The following is a 20,140-nucleotide window of genomic DNA, read 5'->3' on the forward strand; positions in this document are numbered from 1 at the left end:
GGGATCATTTCCGGCCACAGGTTGACCGAGAGCACAGGTCTGCCCAAGGATCTGCCCCCATGAAGCGGAGCTCCCCCCACCGCCTGGTGGCCCACGGTCGTGTCGTCGCCGCGGGCTGCATCGTCCTGCTGATGCTCGTCGCGGGCGCGTGGGCGTCGTGGAACACCGCGCACCACATCGTCCTGTCCAAGGGCCGTGAGCACGGCACCCTGACGGTCACCGGATGCGACGACACGGCGTGCACCGGACCGTACGAACCGGATCAGGACTCGCCGCAGCGCTCCAGGGTGACGATCACGAAGTCCGTCGCCGCGGAGAAGGGCGACCGGTTCCCGGTGGTCGTGAAGCCCGGCACCGATGAGGTCGTCCGCACCGGCACACCGGGGTTCCTGCACGCCTGGGTGCCGTTCGGCGGTGCGCTGCTGTTGTCCGCGCTCCTGATCGGGGGCGGCCTGCGGCTGCCCCGGGCCGCATGGGGAGCCGCGGGCGCGGGCGCGGTCCTGCTGATGGCGACGTTCATCGCCCTCTGACAGAACCGCACCCGCCCACTGCCCGGGAACGGGAACGGGAACGGGACCGGGAATGGCAGCGGCAGCGGATCAGCCGGTGTTGCGCAGACCCGCCGCGACACCGTTCACGGTGAGCAGCAGGGCCCGTGCGAGCAGCGGGTCCGCCTCTTCGCCGCGCTCGGCCGCCTGGCGCTGGCGGGCCAGCAGCGACACCTGGAGGTAGGAGATCGGGTCCAGGTAGGCGTCGCGGATGGCGAAGGTCTGCTGGAGCGCCGGGCTGGTGCCGAGCAGTTCGGTGTTGCCTGTGACCTTGAGGACTTCCTTCACCGTCAGCGCGTGCTCGGCCTCGATGGCGTCGAAGACGTGCTTGAGCTCGTCGGGGACGAGGGTGTCCACGTAGTGGCGGGCGATGCGCAGGTCGGTCTTGGCGAGCGTCATCTCGACGTTGGAGAGGAAGTTCTGGAAGAAGTGCCACTGCTCGTGCATCTCGTCCAGGACGGTGTCCAGACCGGCCTCGCGCAGCGCCTTGAGGCCGGAGCCGACGCCGTACCAGCCGGGCACGATCTGCCGTGACTGGGTCCAGCCGAAGACCCACGGGATGGCGCGCAGGCCGTCGAGCGAGACGCCCGAACCGGGGCGGCGGGAGGGCCGCGAGCCCAGGTGCAGGTCGGCGAGCTGGTCCACCGGGGTGGAGGCGAGGAAGTACGTCGGCAGGTCCGGGTCCTCGACCAGCTTGCGGTACGCGGCGTGCGCGGCGTCGGAGACGGTGTCCATGGCCGCGTCCCAGCGGGCCAGGGCCTCGTCGGACTGGCGGGGCGCGGTGTGCAGCGCGGATGCCTGGAGGGTGGCCGCGACGGTCAGCTCCAGGTTCTCCCTGGCGAGCGCGGGGATGAGGTACTTGTCGGAGATGACCTCACCCTGCTCGGTCACCTTGATCTCGCCCTCCAGCGTGCCCCAGGGCTGCGCGAGGATCGCGTCGTGCGAGGGGCCGCCGCCGCGGCCGACGGTGCCGCCGCGGCCGTGGAAGAGGCGCAGCCGCACGCCGTAGCGGTGCGCGACGTCACGCAGCCGGCGCTGGGCGCGGTGGATCTCCCACTGGGAGGTGGTGATGCCGCCGAACTTGGAGGAGTCGCTGTACCCGAGCATGACCTCCTGCACGTCGCCGCGGAGCGAGACGAGCCGGCGGTACGAGGGGTCGGCGAGCATCTCGTCGAGGATGACGTCGGCTGCGCGCAGCTCGTCGGTGGTCTCCAGGAGCGGCACGATGCCGATCTTGGCCCAGCCGCCGTGCAGGTCGAGGAGCCCGGCCTCGCGGGCCAGTACGGCTGCCGCGAAGACGTCGTCGGCGCCCTGGCACATCGAGATGATGTAGGACTCGATGACCTCGGGCCCGAACCGCTCGAAGGCTTCCTTGATGGTGTGGAAGACACCGAGGGTCTTCTCGCCCGCGGCGTCCAGCGGTGCCGGGGTCGGGGCGAGCGGACGCCGGGAGCGCAGCTCCTTCGCGAGGAGCTTCTGCCGGTAGTCGCGCGGCATGTCGGCGTAGCGCCAGGACTCCTCGCCGAGCCGGTCGAAGAGCTGACCGAGGGCGTGGTGGTGGGCGTCGGCGTGTTCGCGTACGTCCATGGTGGCGAGCTGGAGCCCGAACGCGGACAGCGTACGGATCGTCCGGTTCATCCGGCCGTCGGCGAAGAGCGCACCCTTGTGCTCGCGCAGCGAGGTCTGGATGAGCGCCAGGTCGGCGATGAGTTCGGCGGTGCCGAGGTAGTCGCAGCCGGGGCGGTGCGGGGTGCCGGTGGCGAGGCGCTCGCGGGTGTTGACGAGCTTCTGCCGGATGCAGGTCGCCTTGAGGCGGTAGGGCTCCTCGGCGTTCAGCCGCTTGTAGCGGGGGCTGATCTCGGGGAGGCGCTCCAGGTCCGCCTGGAGGGAGTTCAGCAGCTCGTCGGTGGCGCCCGCGTAGCGGATGGAGTTGGACAGCAGGCCGCGCAGGTAGTCGATGAGTTCGAGTGCGTCGGTGATGCCGTGCTCGTGCTGGAGGATCAGCACCTCCCAGGTGACGGCGGGCGTCACGTTGGGGTTGCCGTCGCGGTCGCCGCCGATCCAGGTGCCGAAGGTGAGCGGCCGGGTGCCGGCGGGCAGCTCGACGCCGACGCGCTCCAGCTCGGCGGCCAGGTCCTCCAGGACGTCGCCGACGGCGTTGGCGTGCAGCTCGTCCAGGTAATAGATGGCGTTACGGGCTTCGTCGGCCGGCTCCGGGCGGACGACGCGGAGCTCGTCCGTCTGCCAGATGAGGTCGATGTTCTCCGCGAGCCGCAGGTCGTGGCGGCGCCGGTCGGCCTCGATGACGGGGGTTTCGAGCAGCTCGGCGATGCGGCGGAGCTTGTTCAGTACGGAGCGCCGTGCGGCCTCGGTGGGGTGCGCGGTGAAGACGGGGCGCACGTTGAGGTTCTTGACGGTCTCGCGCAGGTGCTGCGGGTCGGCGTCCTTGAGCATGTCGGCGGTACGGGCGAGAAGCCCGCCCTCGGCGGCCCGGCGGTCGCGCATCTCGTGGGCGCGGTGGACCTGCTCGGTGACGTTGGCGAGGTGGAAGTAGGTGGAGAAGGCGCGAACGAGCTGCGCGGCGGTCTCCAGGTCCGTGTCGCCCAGCAGCTCGGCGGCGGCCTCTCCGTCCGTACGGGTCAGGGCGCGGACCCGCTCGACGAGGTCGAGGAGCTCCTGGCCCTCCTGCCGTACGAGCGTCTCGCCCAGCAGATCGCCGAGGCGGCGGATGTCGGCACGCAGCTCGGGGCTGGCGGCGGGGGTCTGGTCGGCACTGCTCACAGGTGCGGCTCCTTGCAGTGGTAGAGCACTTCTGTCAGGGGGTCCGGGGATGCAGCGGTGCGTCGTCACCCCCGGGAACGCAGAGTGCGGACCGCGCTGTCCGACCCTCCCAGGATAGGTGTCCGGGTCGTCGGCGTGCCGCGCAGCCCTCGGGGGTACCCGAGAAAGGACCACGACGGCGCAGCTCTCGTACTGCGGGCCATACCGCTGCCATACTTACCAAGGCGTAGGTTACGGATGCGTAGCCTGCACAATCCGTCGCACTTCTCACCACACAGGGGACTCCCCATGCCCACCAGCCCCACTGTGCTCGACGATCCCGTCCTCCCTCCCGCCACGCTCGGCGGCGACAAGAAACGGTCGGTCGAGCAGATCGCCCTGCTGCTTTTCATCGTGGTGCCGTTCGTGGCCCTGCTCGCGGCGGTGCCGCTGGCCTGGGGCCGCGGTGTCAGCTGGCTCGATCTGGGCCTGCTGGTCGGGATGTACTACATCGGCTGCCACGGCATCACGATCGGCTTCCACCGCTACTTCACGCACGGCTCCTTCAAGGCGAAGCGTCCGCTCCGTATCGCCCTGGCCGTCGCGGGTTCCCTCGCGGTCGAAGGTCCCGTGGTGCGCTGGGTGGCCGACCACCGCAAGCACCACCGCTTCTCCGACGCCGAGGGCGACCCGCACTCGCCGTGGCGGTTCGGCGAGACCCTGCCGGCCCTGATGAAGGGGCTGTGGTGGGCGCACATCGGCTGGATGTTCGACGAGGAGCGGACGCCGCAGGACAAGTACGCGCCCGACCTGATCCGGGACCCGGCGATCCGCGGAATCTCCCGCCACTTCCTCACCTTCACCATCGTCTCGCTCGCGATCCCGCCGCTGGTCGGCGGCCTCGTCACGATGTCCTGGTGGGGCGCCTTCACCGCGTTCTTCTGGGGCTCCCTGGTACGGGTCGCGCTGCTGCACCACGTCACGTGGTCGATCAACTCGATCTGCCACGCGGTCGGCAAGCGCCCCTTCAAGTCCCGTGACAAGTCCGGGAATGTGTGGTGGCTGGCGGTCCTTTCCTGCGGCGAGTCCTGGCACAACCTGCACCACGCGGACCCGACGAGCGCGCGGCACGGCGTGATGAGGGGCCAGATCGACTCAAGTGCCAGGCTGATCCGCTGGTTCGAGAAAGCGGGCTGGGCCTCCGACGTCCGCTGGCCCGATGCGGCCCGTATCGACGCCCGCCGCAACCCCGCGCCCGCAGACGCGGCATGATTGACGACGTGGCGACCGACGGCAGCACAGGCAGCGAGAAGAGCAGACCCTCCCCCGTCCGCCGGACCCGACGGGTCCGGATGACCGGAAAGGAGCGCCGCGAACAGCTGCTGGACATCGGCCGTACCCTCTTCGCCGACAAGGGCTTCGAAGGCACATCGGTCGAGGAGATCGCGGCCCGCGCCGGGGTCTCCAAGCCGGTCGTCTACGAACACTTCGGCGGCAAGGAGGGCCTGTACGCCGTCGTGGTCGACCGCGAGATGCGCCAGCTCCTGGACATGGTGACGAGCGCCCTGACCGCCGGCCATCCGCGCGAACTACTCGAACAGGCGGCGTTCGCGCTGCTGGACTACATCGAGACGTACACGGACGGCTTCCGCATCCTGGTCCGCGACTCCCCGGTCGCGCAGTCGACGGGCACGTTCGCGTCGCTGATCAGCGATATCGCCACCCAGGTCGAGGACATCCTGGGCCTGGAATTCAAGGCCCGCGGCTTCGACCCGAAGCTGGCACCGCTCTACGCCCAGGCCCTGGTCGGCATGGTCGCGCTGACCGGCCAGTGGTGGCTGGACGTCCGCAAGCCGAAGAAGGCGGAGGTCGCGGCGCATCTCGTGAACCTCTGCTGGCACGGCCTGGAGAACCTGGAGTCGAAGCCACGACTGATAGGCCACCGGAAGAACTGACGCGCCCGCCTCGGGCGATACGGGCCGCGCACCCCTCGAAATGGGGGTGCGCGGCCCGTCGCTGTGTCAGCCATCGGCGGTGCGTCACTCTTTGTATCCACCACGACCGGCTCAAGGCCGGTGTTCCGTTCCCGATCGACATCGACATCACGCGGGACGCGCTCGATCAGCTCTGATCCTCCCCGATCGGCGGCCCCGGCCTCCGCGCCACAGCGAAGATGCGGCGGAACGGGAACACCGTGCCGTGGGGGCCCGGTGGGTAGGCGGTGCGGAGCAGGGTGGCGTATTCGGTGAGGAAGGCGTCGCGGGCTTCCGGGTCGTCGGCGAGGGCTGTGAGGACCGGGCGCAGTGCGGTGCCCTTCACCCAGTCGAGGACCGGGTCCTCGCCCTGGAGGGTCTGGAGGTAGGTGGTCTCCCAGACGTCCGCCTCGCAGCCGAGGGAGCGCAGGCGGTTCAGGTAGTCGGCGGGGGCGAGGACCGCCGCCGTGCGGTCGCCCTCGCCGTGCAGGCGGGAGCGCCAGCGGGGGGATTCGCGGAGTGCGGCCAGCAGGGTGTGGCTGGGGGCGGTGAAATTGCCGGGGACCTGGAAGGCGAACGTGCCGCCGGGGGTGAGTGCGTCCAGCCAGACGGGGAGGCGGTCGGCGTGGCCGGGGATCCACTGGAGCAGCGCGTTGGAGACGATCAGGCCGTACGGCTCCGATGGCTCCCAGGTCGCGGCGTCGGCCTCGGCGAAGTCCAGGAGCGGCCGGGCGTGGGCGGCGGCGCGGGACAGCATCTGCGGGGAGTTGTCGTAGCCGGTGATACGGGCCTGCGGCCAGCGGTCGGCGAGCAGGGTGGTGACGTTGCCCGCTCCGCAGCCGAGGTCGGCGATGCGGGGCGCGGGGTGGCCGGGGAGCTCGCCGATGCGGGCCAGGAGATCGTGGAAGGGGCGGGTGCGGTGGTCCGCGTGGCGCAGATACTGCTGCGGATCCCAGAGGGGTGCGGTCATGGGTGCCAGGATGATCCGCAAAGTATCTTGATGTCAAGAGACTCGAATTCAAGAGACTCTATGTCGACAGACCCTCTACACTGATCCACATGGAGGACGAGGTCGACCGACTGGTCGCTGCATGGCGCCGCGAGCGCCCCGACCTCGACGTGGAACCACTCGAGGTGCTCAGCCGCGTCTCACGCCTGGCCCGCCACCTCGACCGCGCACGGCGGATCGCGTTTTCCGAGCACAATCTGGAGCCCTGGGAGTTCGACGTTCTCACGTCGCTGCGGCGCGCGGGCGCCCCGTACCAGCTCTCCCCCGGCCAGCTCCTGACCCAGACGCTGGTCACCTCGGGCACGATGACCAACCGCATCGACCGGCTGACCAAGAAGAATCTCGTCGAGCGTCTCCCCGACCCGAGCGACCGGCGCGGCGTGCTCGTGCGGCTGACCGCCGAGGGCCAGGACAAGGCCGACGCGTCACTGGCCGGACTGCTCGATCAGGAACGCGCCATCCTGGGCGAGCTCTCCCGCCACCAGCGCAGCGAACTGGCGGGACTGCTACGCCAGTTGACCGCTCCGTTCGACAACGTTCCCGGCTAGCGACTGAGCGGGCAGCGGGGCGGCCGACAGGTCGGCAGGCCCGACCCCGGCCCGCCGCGCCAGCGCCACCGCCGCCAGGGTGGAGTGCACACCCAGCTTTCCCAGCACGTTCTGCATGTGCGTACGCACCGTGTGCGGGGAGAGGAACAGGCGCTCCGCGACCGCCTTGCGGCCCAGGCCCGCCACCATGCACCGCAGCACCTCGCACTCGCGCGGGGTCAGCGACTCGATGAGGCGCTCGCTGTCGGTGCGGTGCTTGCGCGCCGCCGTCAGCTCCCGCAGGACGCCGGTCAGCAGCGCGGGCGGCAGATGGGTCTCGTCGCGCAGGACACCCCGGATGACCGCGAGCAGCCGTTGCAGCGAACAGTCCTTGGCCACCCAGCCGGACGCCCCGGCCTGGAGCGCCGCCGCCGCCCGGCGCGGATCGTCCCTCTCGGCGAGCACCACCGTACGGACCGACGGCTGTCCCGCGCGGACACCGGCGACCAGCGAGATACCGTCCACCAGGCCGTTCGCCCCGTTGTTCGGTACGGGGACGGCGCGGGCGCCGCCCGTCGCCAGGATGCCCAGTTCGGCATCGACCAGCAGTACGTCATACGCACGGCCTTCGGCGAGCGCGCGGTCCAGACAGCGCAGCGCGGCCGGGCCACTGCCCGCCGCCGCCACGTCGACGTCCGGTTCGGCCGCGAGGGCCGCCGCGAGCGACTCGGCGAAGATGCGGTGGTCGTCGACCACCAGAACCCGGATACGAGCCACAGACACCCCCATCGTGGGGACCGACAACTACGGGTACGACGCCCGGAACTTTACGGTGGCCCACAGCTCACGGCCGCCGCCGTGCACCGTTCGCCACCCCGTCCCGGGCGTCGTACCCGACTGTCTCGCTCCCCTGAATCGGCACCGGCCCCCACCGGTGCTGAGCATCAGCGTACGGGCGGGGGCCGGGAGCGGAAGCGAATTCACAGAACTGGTCGGCCAGGGTGTTTAGGGTGTGATTCATGTTCCGTCTTGAGACAGAAGTAGACAAAGAACGTCGCATTCTGCTGAGCGGTCGACTGCGTGATGACAACAGAGCCGCGTCACCCGAGCTCCGCGCCCTGCTCTCCACCCCTGCCGAGCACGAAGTTCCCCTGGAGGTCTGGCTGTTGGACGAGGAGGGCGGAGTCGTCGGCGGACTGTGCGGACGGACCTGGGCGTACTGGCTCCATGTGGAGCTGCTCTGGGTGGAGGCCACGCACCGCGGGCTCGGTCTCGGTGCGCGACTGCTGGCCGAGGCCGAGCGGGTGGCCCGCACCGAGCGGTCCTGCACCGACGCGCGGCTGGAGACCTGGGACTTCCAGGCCCCCGCCTTCTACGGGAAGCAGGGGTACGAGCTGGCCGGACGGGTCGACAACTACCCGCCCGGCGTCACCGAGTTCATCCTCGTGAAGCGGCTCGTGCAGCCCTAACCGATCCTGCGGGCCCCCGCGGACGGTACGGCGGGGAAGACTCCCGGCGCCGCGTAACCCGCCGAAGCGAACGCCTCCCGTACCGACTTGGTGACCGCTTCGGCGTCCGCCTCCTCCACCAGCACGATCGCCGAGCCGCCGAAGCCGCCACCGGTCATCCGGGCGCCGAGCGCCCCGGCCTCGTTCGCCGTGGCGACGACCAGGTCCAACTCCGGGCAGGAGACCCGCAGATCGTCGCGGAGCGAGACATGGCCCTCGTTGAGGACCGGGCCCGCCGCGCGCACCAGGCCCGCGTCCAGGAGCGCGATGACCTGCTCGACCCGGTGGTTGTCACCGACCACATGGCGTACGTAGCGCACGACGGACTCGTCGGCGCCGGCCTCGGCCAGGGTGGCGAGCCCGGCGCCGAGACCCTCGTACGGGAGGTCGCGCAGCGTGCGCAGGCCGAGGAGCCGGGCGCCCTCCTCGCAGCCGGCGCGCCGCTCGGCGTACGCCCCGTCGCCCAGGGCGTGCTTGACCCGGGTGTCGACGACCAGGAGCCGCAGACCGTGGGCGGCCAGGTCGAAGGGGATCTGGCGCTGGGTGAGGTCACGGGTGTCGAGGTGGAGGGCGTGACCTTCGGTGCAGCAGGCCGAGGCCATCTGGTCCATGACGCCGCAGGGGACGCCGACGAACGCGTTCTCCGCGCGCTGGCCGAGCACCGCCAGTTCGGCGGGGCTCAGGCCAAGATCGAACAGGTCGTTCAGAGCGAGCGCGGTGACCACTTCGAGCGCGGCGGACGAGGAGAGGCCGGCGCCGGTGGGGACCGTGGAGGTGAGCTGGATGTCCGCGCCGGTGACCGGGTGACCGGCCTCGCGCAGCGCCCAGACGACGCCTGCCGGGTAGGCCGCCCAGCCGTGCCCCTCGTGCGGGGCCAGCTCGTCGACGCGGAGTTGGACGACGCCGCCGGGGACGTCGGTGGAGTGCAGCCGCAGTTCGCCGTCGGTGCGGCGTGCGACGGCCGCGAGCGCGGTGTGCGGGAGGGCGAGCGGCATCACGAAGCCGTCGTTGAAGTCGGTGTACTCACCGATCAGATTCACTCGTCCGGGCGCGGCCCACACTCCTTCCGGGGCGCTCCCGTACAGCTCGCTGAAAGCAGCCTCGATGTCGGCGGATCCAGTGGTCATGAGGTGGTGAACTCCTCTCTGCGGGCGAACGCCCAGGCGTCCGCGACGATGCCGGCCAGATCGGCGCGGGACGGCTGCCAGCCGAGGCGCTCCCTGGCGGTGGCCGCGGAGGCGACGAGCACGGCCGGGTCGCCGGCGCGGCGGGGGGCCGGGGTCTCGGGGACGGGGTGGCCCGTGACCTGGCGGACGGTCTCGATGACCTCGCGTACGGAGAAACCGTTGCCGTTGCCCAGGTTGCAGATCAGGTGCTCGCCGGGGGCCGCGGCGTCGAGGGCGAGGAGGTGGGCATCGGCGAGGTCGGCGACGTGGATGTAGTCGCGGACGCAGGTGCCGTCCGGGGTCGGGTAGTCGTCCCCGTACACGGAGATCGTTTCGCGCTGTCCGAGGGCGACCTGGAGGACGAGCGGGATGAGGTGCGTCTCGGGGTGGTGACGCTCGCCCGAACTGCCGTACGCACCCGCCACGTTGAAGTAGCGCAGGGAGACCGCGGCCAGTCCGTGCGCGGCGGCCTCGCCGGTGATCATGTGGTCGACGGCGAGCTTGCTCGCGCCGTACGGGTTGGTCGGCGCGGTCGGGAACGCCTCGGTGATGGGGCTGGACGCGGGCTCGCCGTAGGTGGCGGCGGTGGAGGAGAAGACCAGGGTGCGCACCCCGGCGCCGCGCATCGCGGCGAGCAGGGCGGTGGTACCGCCGACGTTGTTCACCCAGTACTTCTCCGGGTCGACGACGGACTCGCCGACCTGGGAGCACGCGGCGAAGTGCAGCACGCCGTCGTAGGTGGAGTCCAGCCACTTGGCGGCGTCCTGGATGCGGCCCTCGATGAACTCGGCACCCTCGGGCACACCCTCCCGGAAACCGGTCGAGAGGTCGTCGAGGACGGTCACCGTGTGACCGGCTTCCAGGAGATGTGCGGCGACCACACTGCCGACGTATCCCGCGCCGCCGGTCACCAGGTACTTCTTCCGGGAGTTACTCACTGGCTCGCTACCTCTCGCAGTCGCTCTGCCGCGGCCTCCGGCGGCACGTCGTTGATGAATGCGCCCATACCGGATTCGGAGCCCGCGAGGAACTTCAGTTTGCCGGAGGTGCGGCGAATGGTGAAAAGCTCCAGATGCAGCGCGAAGTCCTCCCGGCCGGGGACTTCGAACGGGGCCTGGTGCCAGGCCGAGATGTACGGGGTCGGCGGCTCGCCGGGGCCGAAGATCCGGTCGAACCGCCTCAAGAGTTCCAGGTAGATCTGTGGGAACTCTCTGCGGGCCGCCTCGTCGAGCTCCCGCAGGTCGGGGACGCGGCTGCGCGGGTACAGGTGCACCTCGTACGGCCAGTGCGCCGCGTACGGCACGAAGGCCACCCAGTGTTCGCCGGAGAGCACCACACGGGCGCCGTCGCCAAGCTCACGGGCCACGACGTCGTCGAAGAGGTTGCGCCCGGTCTCCTCGCGGTGCAGGCGCGCCGAGCGCAGCATCAGCTCGGTGCGCGGGGTCACGAAGGGGTAGCCGTAGATCTGTCCGTGCGGGTGGCCGAGGGTGACGCCGATCTCGGCGCCCCGGTTCTCGAAGCAGAACACCTGGGTGACCTGATCGAGCATGGCGAGCTCGGCGGTGCGGTCGGTCCACGCCTCCAGGACCAGGCCCGCCTGCTCCTCGGTGAGGTCGGCGAACGAGGAGTCGTGGTCGGAGGTGAAGCAGACGACCTCGCAGCGGCCCGAGTCCCCGGCGAGGGAGGGGAAGCGGTTCTCGAAGACGGCCACGTCGTAGTGGCTGTCGGGGACCTCGCTCAGCCGGCCGTCCCCGGAGGGGCAGAGCGGGCATTCGTCGGCCGGCGGGTGGTAGGTGCGTCCCTGCCGGTGCGAGGCGATGGCGACGCTGTCGCCGAGGAGCAGATCGCGGCGGACCTCCGAGGAGGTCGAGACGGCGTCGAGCGGTCGGCGGTCGATGGCATCGCGGACGGTGTCGTCCGCGGAGTCGTAATAGATCAGCTCACGGCCGTCGGCGAGGCTCGTAACCGTCTTCTTCACCAGGTTCCTCCAAACATAACCGCACACAATGAATCACAATCCAACAGGTGAGTCAACGCGTGAGTCAGGGAGCGCGCACGGCCTCGCGTCCCTCGTGACTGTGTGTGGTGGTGTTCGGTTCGGGTGGTGTCCGGTGAAAGGGCCGGAACTCAGGCGGGGAGGCCCGGTCCCGGTCCCTGCCGGGTGTCCAGGGCCGCCCGGTCCAGCAGCCCGGTACGGGCGGCGAGCGCCGCCGCCTCCAGCCTGGAGCCGACGCCCAGCTTCATCAGCACCCGCTGGACATGCGTACGCGCGGTGCTCGACGCGATCCCCATACCGGCCGCGATCAGCCGGGTGTCCTCGCCCTCCGCGACCCGCACCAGCACCTCGACCTCGCGCGGGGTGAGCATCCGCAGCAGCCGCTGGCCCTCGTCGTCCGGCTGGACCGCCGGGTTGAGCAGCTCCGCGAAGGCCGCCCTGAGCAGTTGCGGCGCGACCGCGCTCTCACCGGCCCTGGCCTTGATGATCGCCCGTTCGACGCCCTCTATGCGTTCGTCGTGACGGACATACCCGGCGGCCCCCGCGGCGAAAGCCGCCGCGATCCCGCGCGGGCTCGGCACCGGGCCGAGCACCACGACCGCCACCTGCGGGCGCTCCCGCCCGATCCGCACGATCGGGTCGAACGTCCCCGGCTCCGCGGGCGTCGCGGTCCCGAACAGGCAGACCTCCGGCGCCCTGCTGACGACCAGTTCGGCCGCGCCCGCCGTCGGCGCGGCTGCGGCGAGCACCCGGTGCCCGCGCAGTTTCAGCGCCGAGGCAAGTGCCTCGGCGAGCAGTCTGTGATCGTCGACCACCATGAGCCGCACGCTCATCGAGCAACCCCCATGTACCCCTGTATGCCCCTGCGAGCCCGGCCCCCCGGCCTTGACCCGGCAAGCTACACGCTTGTTCGACCTGGCGCGCCCCTTAGCCCCCAGAAGCACCCGAGAATGCCGGATTCTGCTTCCTTGAGGGGTACTTGGCGGACAGAAAACGACCGGCCCTGCCGGTCGGTTGATCGACCGGCAGGGCCGTGTGCGTGCGGAGCGGGAGCGGGGTCAGCTGGTGCGGAAGGAGACCACGAGGTATTCCTTGTCGTCCAGCGAGCTCTCGCGCGGCTCACTGATCATCGTCTCGGACAGGAACAGCTGTCCCTTCGAGTAGATGACCTCGGAGTAGTCCCCGGAGAAGCTGCTCTCCGCGTCACGGACCGCCTCCTCGCCCGGGTTCTCCATCAGCAGCGTCTCCTTGAAGGTCGCGCCGTCGATGGAGACGATCTGGCCGCCCTTGTCGTACGGGGGCTGCTTGTACGCGAGGACGTTGGTGCCGTCCATGCGCAGTGGCGTCAGCGTGTAGCGGTCGCCCGCGTCGGCCTTGCCGCCGACGAGCTTGCCGGTGGTCAGGTCGAAGGCGACGATCTCGTTGGTGTCGCCGTACTCGCCACCGCCCTCGTGCTCCTCGGTCGGCACGTACAGCCTGTTGTTGCCGACGGCGAGGTGCTGGCAGGTCTCCACCTCGGTGGAACCGCAGCGGGCCGCGTACTTGTCCGCGTCGGCCGAGATCCGGACGAGCAGCTTGCCGGTGGCGGCGTCGATCGAGAAGAAGTCCGAGATGCCACTGCCGTCACCCGCGGTGTCGCCGACATCGGCGGCGACGACGAGCGGCTTGGTGGAGACGATGCTCGCGTACTCGACACCGGCCGGCATCTTGTACGAGGAGACCGGGGCGCCCGTGGTCGGGTTCAGCGACTGGACGGTCAGCTGCGGGGCGTCGTACGTACCGCACTTGCGGACCGTGGCCAGGGCCGGGCCGCCGCCGTAACCCATGTCGTAGCAGCCGTCGGCGTCGGCCGTCGGCTTCCACAGCTCGGCGCCGGTGGCGAGGTTGAACGCGGCGCCGCCGCTGGTCCCGCCCGCGGCGACCGTGCCGCCGCTGACCGTGACCTCGTCGAACCTGATGGGCTCGTCACCGCCGGTGGCGGCCGTGACTCCCTTGCTCCACATCATCTTGCCGGTGGCCAGGTCGAGTCCGCCGACCTGGTTGCAGGGCTGGTACTTCTCCGCCTTCGTCGGCTTGCCCGCCTCGAAGACGACGGCCGTCTTGAAGTCCTTGCTCATGTGCTTGGACGCGGAGCAGACCTGACCGGGCAGCGGGATCGACCAGAGCTTGGTGCCCTTGGCCGGGTCGTAGCCGACGATCTCGTACACGCCGGTCTTCACGTACACCTTGTCGGTGAGCCAGGAGCCCGCCACCGTCGTGGTGTCGGTGACCTTCGGCTGCGGGAGCTGGAAGCCGACCGCGGACTTGGTGTTCGCGGGCGCCTTCTCGTCGCCGCCGCCGAGTCCGCCGCCCTCACCGCCCTTGTTCTCGCCACCGGTCGTACCGGCCGACGACGCCTCGGTGTTCTTGCCGGGCTCCTCGTCACCGCTGGTGGCGGAGTAGACGACCCCGGCGCCGATGATCAGCACGACGGCGGCCACCGCCGCGACGATGATCTGCATCTGCGTGGAGAACTTCTTGCCGTTCCCGGCCGGCGCTCCCGGGTACTGCGGCTGCATGGGCGCGGTCGGATAGCCGTACCCCTGCTGCGGGGGCATGCCGGGCTGTCCGGGCGGCGGTCCCTGCGGGAATCCGTACCCGGGCTGCGCCGGGGGCGCGCCGGGAGGCGGGTTCTGCGGGTAGCCGTAGCCGGGGTTCTGCGGCGGCATGGCGGGCGGGGGCGCCTGCGGGGTGCCGTAGCCGCCCGGAGCCGGGGTCTGCGGGGCGGGTGGGGTCGGCGGTGCGGACGGCGGCTGCTTGCTGAAGCCGTCGGACGGCGGCGGGGTCTGCGCACCGAATCCACCGGGCGGGGGGCCCTGCGGGGCACCGAATCCGCCCTGGGGCGGTTCGTTGGACGGCTGGGGCGGCTGGGTCATGGGGTGCTTACCTCTGAAGGAAGGGGACTGTGGGGTCGGGTGCCGTCGTGAACCGTCACTTGCCGAAGACCATCATGGTCTTCTGCTCCTTCTCCTCCTTGTCGCTGCTCGCGCTGATGCGCCCGCTCAGGATGAAGGAACGGCCGCTCGCGTAGGCGACCTTCGACGAGAAGAAGGTGCTCTCGATGCCGGACGTCGACTCGGGGTGCTGGAGCACCACGGTGGGGGCGCCGCCGGTCGGAGCGAGCGTGGCGATGGCCCCGCCCTTGTTGTACGAGGCGTCCAGGTAGAGCAGCACGTTGCCGCCCTCCATCCGCAGCGGCGTCATGACGCGCTCGGCGGGGGCCGCGGCCTTCCACTTGGGCTTGCCGGTGTTCAGGTTGAAGGCGACGACCTTGTTGGTTCGGCTGGTGCCGCTGGTGTCGTCCTCGGTCGCCATGTAGAAGGTGTTGGCGTCGGCGGCGACTCCGGTGCACCCTTCGAGCTTCTCACCGAAGATGGAGAAGGTGCCGCCGCAGCTGGGCGAGAACTTGTCCTCGTCGTCGCCGTCCAGCTGGGAACGGAGCGTGCCGTTCTCCTTGATGGCGAGGATGGACCACTGCTTCTTCTTCTCCTGGGTGAGCGAGACGACCAGCGGGCTCACCGAGTAGACCTTGTCGATCTCCCAGCCGCGCGCGGGCTTGTACGTCCACTTGGGCTTCCCGGTGACCGGGTCGATCTCCTGGATCTGGTGCTGCGGGTTCTCGATGTCGTCGGTGCGGCAGCTGCCCGCGGCGATCAGCTTGGGACCGCCCGCGAAGGCGAACGGCTGGCAGTTGCCCTCCGGCTTGCCGAACAGCTCCTTGCCGTCGCTGACGCGATAGCCGTTGGAGTTGCTGGTGCGTCCGACGGTGACCGTGTCCCCGCTGATCGCGAGGCCGATGTCGGACATCAGGTCCCAGGTGCTGTTCTTCTCGACCGTCTTCTTCCAGCCGGGCTTGCCGGTGTTGAGGTCGATCATCTGGAGGAGCGTGCAGTCGGCGCTCTCCTTGGTGCTGTCCTTCACACCGATGACGAGCTTGCCGTCCGCGGTGGGCTGCGCGGGCGCCGCACAGAGATCGGCGGCCAGCGGCAGGGTCCACTTCCGCTTGCCGTCGGCGGCCGAATAGCCGGAGACCGTGCGGTACATGCCCTTGACGACGGTGTCGCCGACGATCCACGGGCCGTACACGTCCGCGCCGTTGCGCGGCAGGTCGACGTCGTTCGTCTGGAGCCAGAGGACCTTCGCCTCGCCCGGCTTGCGACCGGCGTTCAGGTCGTCGTCGACCTCACGGCCGTCGCCGTTGCCGTCGCCCTCGTCGACCGTGGGGGACACGCTCGGCCCGGCGTCGGTGGTCTTCTTCGCGACGGGCTTCTTGTCGTCGTCACCGCCGCTCGTGGCGAACACGACGCCGCCGCCGATGACGAGCAGCGCGGCGACCGCAGCGCCGATGATCACCGCGGGCTTGCCCTTGAACGGGCTGCCGCCACCGGGTCCCGCAGGCGTACCGGCGTAACTCTGCTGCGGATAGCCGTAACCGGCCTGCGTCTGCTGCCCGTACGGACCCGGCTGCTGACCGTAGGGTCCGGGCTGCTGGCCGTACGGACCCGGCTGCTGACCGTACGGTCCGGGCTGTTGGGCGTACGGTCCCGGGGCCTGGCCCGGGGCCTGCGGATAGCCGTAACCGGGCTGGCCGGGCGGCGGGGTCTGCGGGGCCCCGGTCGGCATCTGCGGAGGCTGCGCGGGCGGCGGGGTCTGGGGAGGCTGAGGGTGTCCGTGGGGCGGAGGCGGCTGAGGAGTTCCCTGCGGCGGCTCCTGCGGAGCCCCGAAGCCTCCCTGCGGCGGTTGCTGGCTGGGCGGCTGGGTCATCAGCACGTCCCCCTTCGTGCGGTGCGGTCCGGTGCCCGTTTCGGTCTCCCCCGCGATTCCGCTGGGCTGATACCCCTCGGAAAGGAGCGAATCGGGCATGGCTTCCGCGGTGTTACGACAGTCGAGCGGGGCTTCTTTTTACCACCCGCACGACTTCGAACACGGGGTCGGTCCACCCCCTGTTCCCAAGGGAGAACCGCCCCGTGATGCCCTCGTTACGCCTCGGCCGGACCTGAAAGCCAGTCAGTCGCCGAAGGTGATCACCGTCCTCAGCGCGATCTCCTCCTCATCGGTGGGCCCGGTGACGTAGGCGTGCATGAGGAGGGAGCGCCCGTTGGCGTACACGACCCTGGGATCGAAGAAGCCGCGTTCCACGGCGGCCGCCGACGAGGGGTGCCGCAGAACGGGCTGCAACGCACCGCCCGTCGGTGCCAGCGCCACGATCCCGCCGCCCTGCTTCTTGTTCCTGCCCTCCCCCGGGGACAGGTAGTTCAGCACCTTGCCGCCCTCCACCCGCAGGGGCATGAGGGTCTGTCCGGCGGGCGCCGCGACCTTCCACTTCGACTTGCCGGTGTCCAGGTCGAAGGCGACGACCGCGTTGGTCATGCCGTCGCCGACGAACTCGGGCTTCGTCGCCAGGTACGCCGTACCGGCATCGGCCGCGACGCCCAGGCAGTTGTCGATGTTCTTGCCGCGGGTGAGGAGATCGCTGCCGCACCGCGTCGCGTAGTCGTCGGTGCCGCCGACCAGCTGGGAGCGGTAGGTGCCGTCCTCGTTGAGCACGACGACGGCCCACCCGTCGTCCTTCTTCAGGGAGACGACCGGCGGGCTGACGGAGTAGAACTGGTCGACCTGCCAGCCCTTCTTGACCTTGTACGTCCACGCGACCTTCGCGGTGACCGGGTCGATCCGCTGCACCAGTTGCTCGGCGTGGTCGTCCGCCTCGGTCTGGCAGCTGGCGGCGGCGAGCGGGACGGGGCCGCTCGCGAAGCCGAACGGCTGGCAGTTGGTGGGCAGTCTGTCCCACAGGGGCTTGCCGTCAGTGATCCGGAAGGCGTGCGTCCGGCTGGTGCGTCCCGCGGTCACGGTGTCGCCGTTGATGGCCATCGAGACATCGGAGAGCTCGTCCCAAGCCCCTGAGCGCACATAGGACTTGTGCCAGCCGGCCTTCCCCGTGGTGAGGTCGATCATCTGGAGGTGGTTGCAGAACGAGTCGCTCGCGATGCCGTCCTCGATGCCGATCACGAGCTTGCCGTCGGCGGACGCCTGCGTGGGCGCCGCGCACATCTCGCCCTTGAGGCGCAGGCTCCACTTCTGCGTGCCGTCGGTGAGCGAATACCCGGACACCGTGCGGTACATGGCCTTCACGACGGTGTCGCCGACGATCCACGGGCCGTGGGCGTCGAAGCCGTTACGGGGCAGGTCGACGCCGTTCCGCTGAATCCATCGGACCTTCGCCTCGCCCGGCTTGCGACCGGCGTTGAGCTTCTCGGCGCTCTCGGGGTCGGCGGCCTGTTCCTTGGCCTTGTCCTTGGCCTTGCCCTTGCTGTCGTCTTCGACGGGCGCCGAGGACGTGTTCCTCCCGGCGGCCGGCCGCTTCCCGCCGTCGCCGCCGCCGCTCGTGGTGAACCAGACACCGCCGCCCGCAAGCAGGACCACGGCGAGCGCGGCGGCGACGACGAGCGCGGGCTTCCCCTTGAAGCGCCCACCGCCGCCGGGCTGCGGATAGCCGTACAGACCGGGCTCCGGCTCGTAAGGGGCCCCGAAGACCCCCTGCGGCGGCTGGTGACCGGGCGGCTGACTCATCCGTGCATTCCCCCTGGGTGCGTTCCGGGCAAGGTTTCTTTCTACCACCCGCCCCGAACGCACCACCCGTCACAGCTGCCTGGGCTGCTGCCCGGCTTCCCTACTGTCAGGAGTCCGCGGCCAGTTCCAGCCAGCGCATCTCCAGCACATCGCGCTCCGCGACCAGTTCACGCAGCTCGGCGTCGAGCTTCGCGACCTTCCCGAAGTCGGTGGAGTTGTCGGCGATCTGCGCGTGCAGGGCCGTCTCCCTGGTCGACATCTTCTCCAGCTGGCGCTCGACCTTCTGGAGCTCCTTCTTCGCGGCACGCGCGGCCTGCGGAGAAACGGCCTCGGCCGGGGCCGCCTTCGCGCCGGGCGTCATGGAGTGGGAGGCCGGGGTGGCCGTCTCCTCCATCCGCAGCCTGCGCTCCAGGTACTCGTCGATCCCGCGCGGCAGCATCCGCAGCGCGCGGTCACCGAGCAGGGCCATCACCTTGTCGGTGGTCCGCTCGATGAAGAACCGGTCGTGGGAGATCACGATCATCGACCCGGGCCAGCTGTCGAGGAGGTCCTCCAGCTGCGTCAGGGTCTCGATGTCCAGGTCGTTGGTGGGCTCGTCGAGGAAGAGGACGTTGGGCTCGTCCATCAGCAGACGCAGGATCTGGAGCCTGCGGCGCTCACCACCGGACAGGTCGCCGACCGGCGTCCACTGCTTCTCCTTGGTGAAGCCGAACTGCTCGCAGAGCTGACCCGCGGTCATCTCGCGGCCCTTGCCGAGGTCGACCCGGTCCCGGACCTGCTGCACCGCTTCCAGCACCCGCAGGTTCGGGTTCAGCTCGGCGACCTCCTGCGAGAGGTAGGCCAGCTTGACCGTCTTGCCGACGACGACCTTCCCGGCGGCCGGCTGTACGTCGCCCTGCGTACGGCACGCCTCGGCGAGCGCCCGCAGCAGCGAGGTCTTGCCCGCGCCGTTGATCCCGACCAGACCGATACGGTCGCCGGGGCCGAGCTGCCAGGTGAGATCGGTGAGCAGCGTCTTGGGTCCGGCCTGGACGGTCACGTCCTCCAGCTCGAAGACGGTCTTGCCGAGCCGGGCGTTGGCGAACTTCATCAGCGCGCTGGTGTCGCGCGGCGGCGGCACATCGGCGATCAGTTCGTTGGCCGCCTCGATGCGGTAGCGCGGCTTGGACGTACGGGCGGGGGCGCCGCGCCGCAGCCAGGCGAGCTCCTTGCGCATCAGGTTCTGCCGCTTGCCCTCCTCGGTGGCGGCGATCCGCTCCCGCTCGGCGCGCGCGAACACGTAGTCGCTGTAGCCGCCCTCGTACTCGTGGACCGCACCGCGCTGGACGTCCCACATGCTGGTGCAGACCTGGTCGAGGAACCACCGGTCGTGAGTGACGCAGACCAGCGCCGAACGGCGGTTGCGCAGATGACCGGCGAGCCAGGAGATGCCCTCGACGTCGAGGTGGTTGGTGGGCTCGTCCAGGACGATCAGGTCGGGCTCGCCGATGAGCAGCTTGGCGAGCGCGATGCGGCGCCGCTCGCCGCCGGAGAGGGGCGCGATGACGGTGTCGAGACCGTGCTCGAAGCCCGGCAGCGCGAGGCCGCCGAAGAGTCCGGTGAGCACGTCACGGATCTTGGCGCTGCCCGCCCACTCGTGGTCGGCGAGATCGCCGATGACCTCGTGGCGGATGGTCGCCTTCGGGTCGAGGGAGTCGTGCTGGGTGAGGACTCCGAGGCGCAGCCCGCCGTTGTGGGTGACACGGCCGGTGTCCGCGTCCTCCAGCTTGGCGAGCATCCGGATGAGAGTCGTCTTGCCGTCGCCATTACGGCCGACCACACCGATCCGGTCGCCCTCGGACACCCCGAGAGATACACCGTCGAGCAGGGCACGGGTGCCGTACACCTTGCTGACCTGCTCGACATTGACCAGATTGACGGCCATTTCACTCCTGCCTGGGGGGTCCCTGCGTCGGGGACCGCTCGAAGTCCCAGGGTAGTCGCCGCCGGAGGTGCGATAGCGTGCGGCGATCGATCTTGGGGAGGAACCCCAGGTCGGAGCTGT

The 20,140-nt window shown here is 70.2% G+C and carries 16 protein-coding genes; 5 read left to right on the forward strand and 11 right to left on the reverse strand.

The features are described from left to right. Window positions 1-59 precede the first annotated feature (59 nt). On the forward strand, window positions 60-530 hold the full coding sequence (locus tag ACWGO0_RS27910; protein ID WP_453540745.1) for a hypothetical protein: 471 nt from the start codon (window positions 60-62) through the stop codon (window positions 528-530). 69 nt (window positions 531-599) lie between these two features. On the opposite strand, the gene ppc is transcribed toward ACWGO0_RS27910, so the two are convergent. Further along, window positions 600-3,329 (reverse strand): phosphoenolpyruvate carboxylase, encoded by a 2,730-nt coding sequence (ppc, locus tag ACWGO0_RS27915; RefSeq protein WP_453540748.1) that lies wholly within the window; start codon window positions 3,327-3,329, stop codon window positions 600-602. A gap of 288 nt (window positions 3,330-3,617) precedes the next feature. Here ppc and ACWGO0_RS27920 point away from each other — a divergent pair, with 288 nt between their 5' ends. Both ACWGO0_RS27920 and ACWGO0_RS27925 read left to right on the forward strand, forming a co-directional pair. Continuing rightward, the gene (locus ACWGO0_RS27920; protein ID WP_453540750.1) at window positions 3,618-4,580 is read left to right on the forward strand and encodes an acyl-CoA desaturase; all 963 of its coding nucleotides are present in this window, start codon (window positions 3,618-3,620) and stop codon (window positions 4,578-4,580) included. Continuing rightward, the gene (locus tag ACWGO0_RS27925) at window positions 4,577-5,263 is read left to right on the forward strand and encodes a TetR family transcriptional regulator (RefSeq protein WP_453540753.1); all 687 of its coding nucleotides are present in this window, start codon (window positions 4,577-4,579) and stop codon (window positions 5,261-5,263) included. The genes ACWGO0_RS27920 and ACWGO0_RS27925 overlap by 4 nt, the downstream gene beginning before the upstream one ends. A 166-nt stretch (window positions 5,264-5,429) precedes the next feature. On the opposite strand, the gene ACWGO0_RS27930 is transcribed toward ACWGO0_RS27925, so the two are convergent. Then, on the reverse strand, window positions 5,430-6,251 hold the full coding sequence (locus ACWGO0_RS27930) for a trans-aconitate 2-methyltransferase (protein ID WP_453540756.1): 822 nt from the start codon (window positions 6,249-6,251) through the stop codon (window positions 5,430-5,432). 89 nt (window positions 6,252-6,340) lie between these two features. Here ACWGO0_RS27930 and ACWGO0_RS27935 point away from each other — a divergent pair, with 89 nt between their 5' ends. Then, window positions 6,341-6,838, forward strand: a complete 498-nt coding sequence (locus ACWGO0_RS27935) for a MarR family winged helix-turn-helix transcriptional regulator (protein ID WP_453540759.1) — start codon at window positions 6,341-6,343, stop codon at window positions 6,836-6,838. On the opposite strand, the gene ACWGO0_RS27940 is transcribed toward ACWGO0_RS27935, so the two are convergent. Further along, complete coding sequence (locus ACWGO0_RS27940) at window positions 6,797-7,606, reverse strand: LuxR C-terminal-related transcriptional regulator (RefSeq protein WP_453540762.1); 810 nt, start codon at window positions 7,604-7,606, stop codon at window positions 6,797-6,799. The genes ACWGO0_RS27935 and ACWGO0_RS27940 overlap by 42 nt on opposite strands. Window positions 7,607-7,836: 230 nt before the next feature. Here ACWGO0_RS27940 and ACWGO0_RS27945 point away from each other — a divergent pair, with 230 nt between their 5' ends. Further along, window positions 7,837-8,286: a GNAT family N-acetyltransferase gene (locus tag ACWGO0_RS27945; protein ID WP_453540765.1), complete on the forward strand. Its 450-nt coding sequence runs from the start codon at window positions 7,837-7,839 to the stop codon at window positions 8,284-8,286. Here ACWGO0_RS27945 and galK read toward each other — a convergent pair. The 8 genes from galK to ACWGO0_RS27985 form a co-directional block, all read right to left on the reverse strand. After that, complete coding sequence (galK, locus tag ACWGO0_RS27950) at window positions 8,283-9,452, reverse strand: galactokinase (protein ID WP_453540768.1); 1,170 nt, start codon at window positions 9,450-9,452, stop codon at window positions 8,283-8,285. The genes ACWGO0_RS27945 and galK overlap by 4 nt on opposite strands. Beyond that, window positions 9,449-10,429 carry a UDP-glucose 4-epimerase GalE gene (gene galE, locus ACWGO0_RS27955; protein WP_453540771.1) on the reverse strand — a complete coding sequence of 327 codons (981 nt, stop codon included), beginning with the start codon at window positions 10,427-10,429 and terminating at the stop codon, window positions 9,449-9,451. Before galE ends, galK begins: the two co-directional genes overlap by 4 nt. Continuing rightward, the gene (gene galT / locus ACWGO0_RS27960; RefSeq protein ID WP_453540774.1) at window positions 10,426-11,469 is read right to left on the reverse strand and encodes a galactose-1-phosphate uridylyltransferase; all 1,044 of its coding nucleotides are present in this window, start codon (window positions 11,467-11,469) and stop codon (window positions 10,426-10,428) included. The genes galE and galT overlap by 4 nt, the downstream gene beginning before the upstream one ends. Before the next feature lie 149 nt (window positions 11,470-11,618). Further along, on the reverse strand, window positions 11,619-12,320 hold the full coding sequence (locus ACWGO0_RS27965) for a helix-turn-helix transcriptional regulator (RefSeq protein ID WP_453540777.1): 702 nt from the start codon (window positions 12,318-12,320) through the stop codon (window positions 11,619-11,621). Window positions 12,321-12,545: 225 nt separating this feature from the next. After that, window positions 12,546-14,402: an outer membrane protein assembly factor BamB family protein gene (locus ACWGO0_RS27970; RefSeq protein WP_453540780.1), complete on the reverse strand. Its 1,857-nt coding sequence runs from the start codon at window positions 14,400-14,402 to the stop codon at window positions 12,546-12,548. Between the two features lie 55 nt (window positions 14,403-14,457). Beyond that, on the reverse strand, window positions 14,458-16,290 hold the full coding sequence (locus tag ACWGO0_RS27975) for an outer membrane protein assembly factor BamB family protein (RefSeq protein WP_453540858.1): 1,833 nt from the start codon (window positions 16,288-16,290) through the stop codon (window positions 14,458-14,460). Window positions 16,291-16,533: 243 nt separating this feature from the next. Then, window positions 16,534-18,096, reverse strand: coding sequence for an outer membrane protein assembly factor BamB family protein (locus ACWGO0_RS27980; RefSeq protein ID WP_453540783.1), 1,563 nt, complete (start codon window positions 18,094-18,096; stop codon window positions 16,534-16,536). A gap of 106 nt (window positions 18,097-18,202) precedes the next feature. Next, window positions 18,203-20,020, reverse strand: a complete 1,818-nt coding sequence (locus ACWGO0_RS27985) for an ABC-F family ATP-binding cassette domain-containing protein (RefSeq protein WP_453540786.1) — start codon at window positions 20,018-20,020, stop codon at window positions 18,203-18,205. Window positions 20,021-20,140: the final 120 nt, after the last annotated feature.

The organism is Streptomyces sp. NPDC055749 (assembly GCF_053617235.1).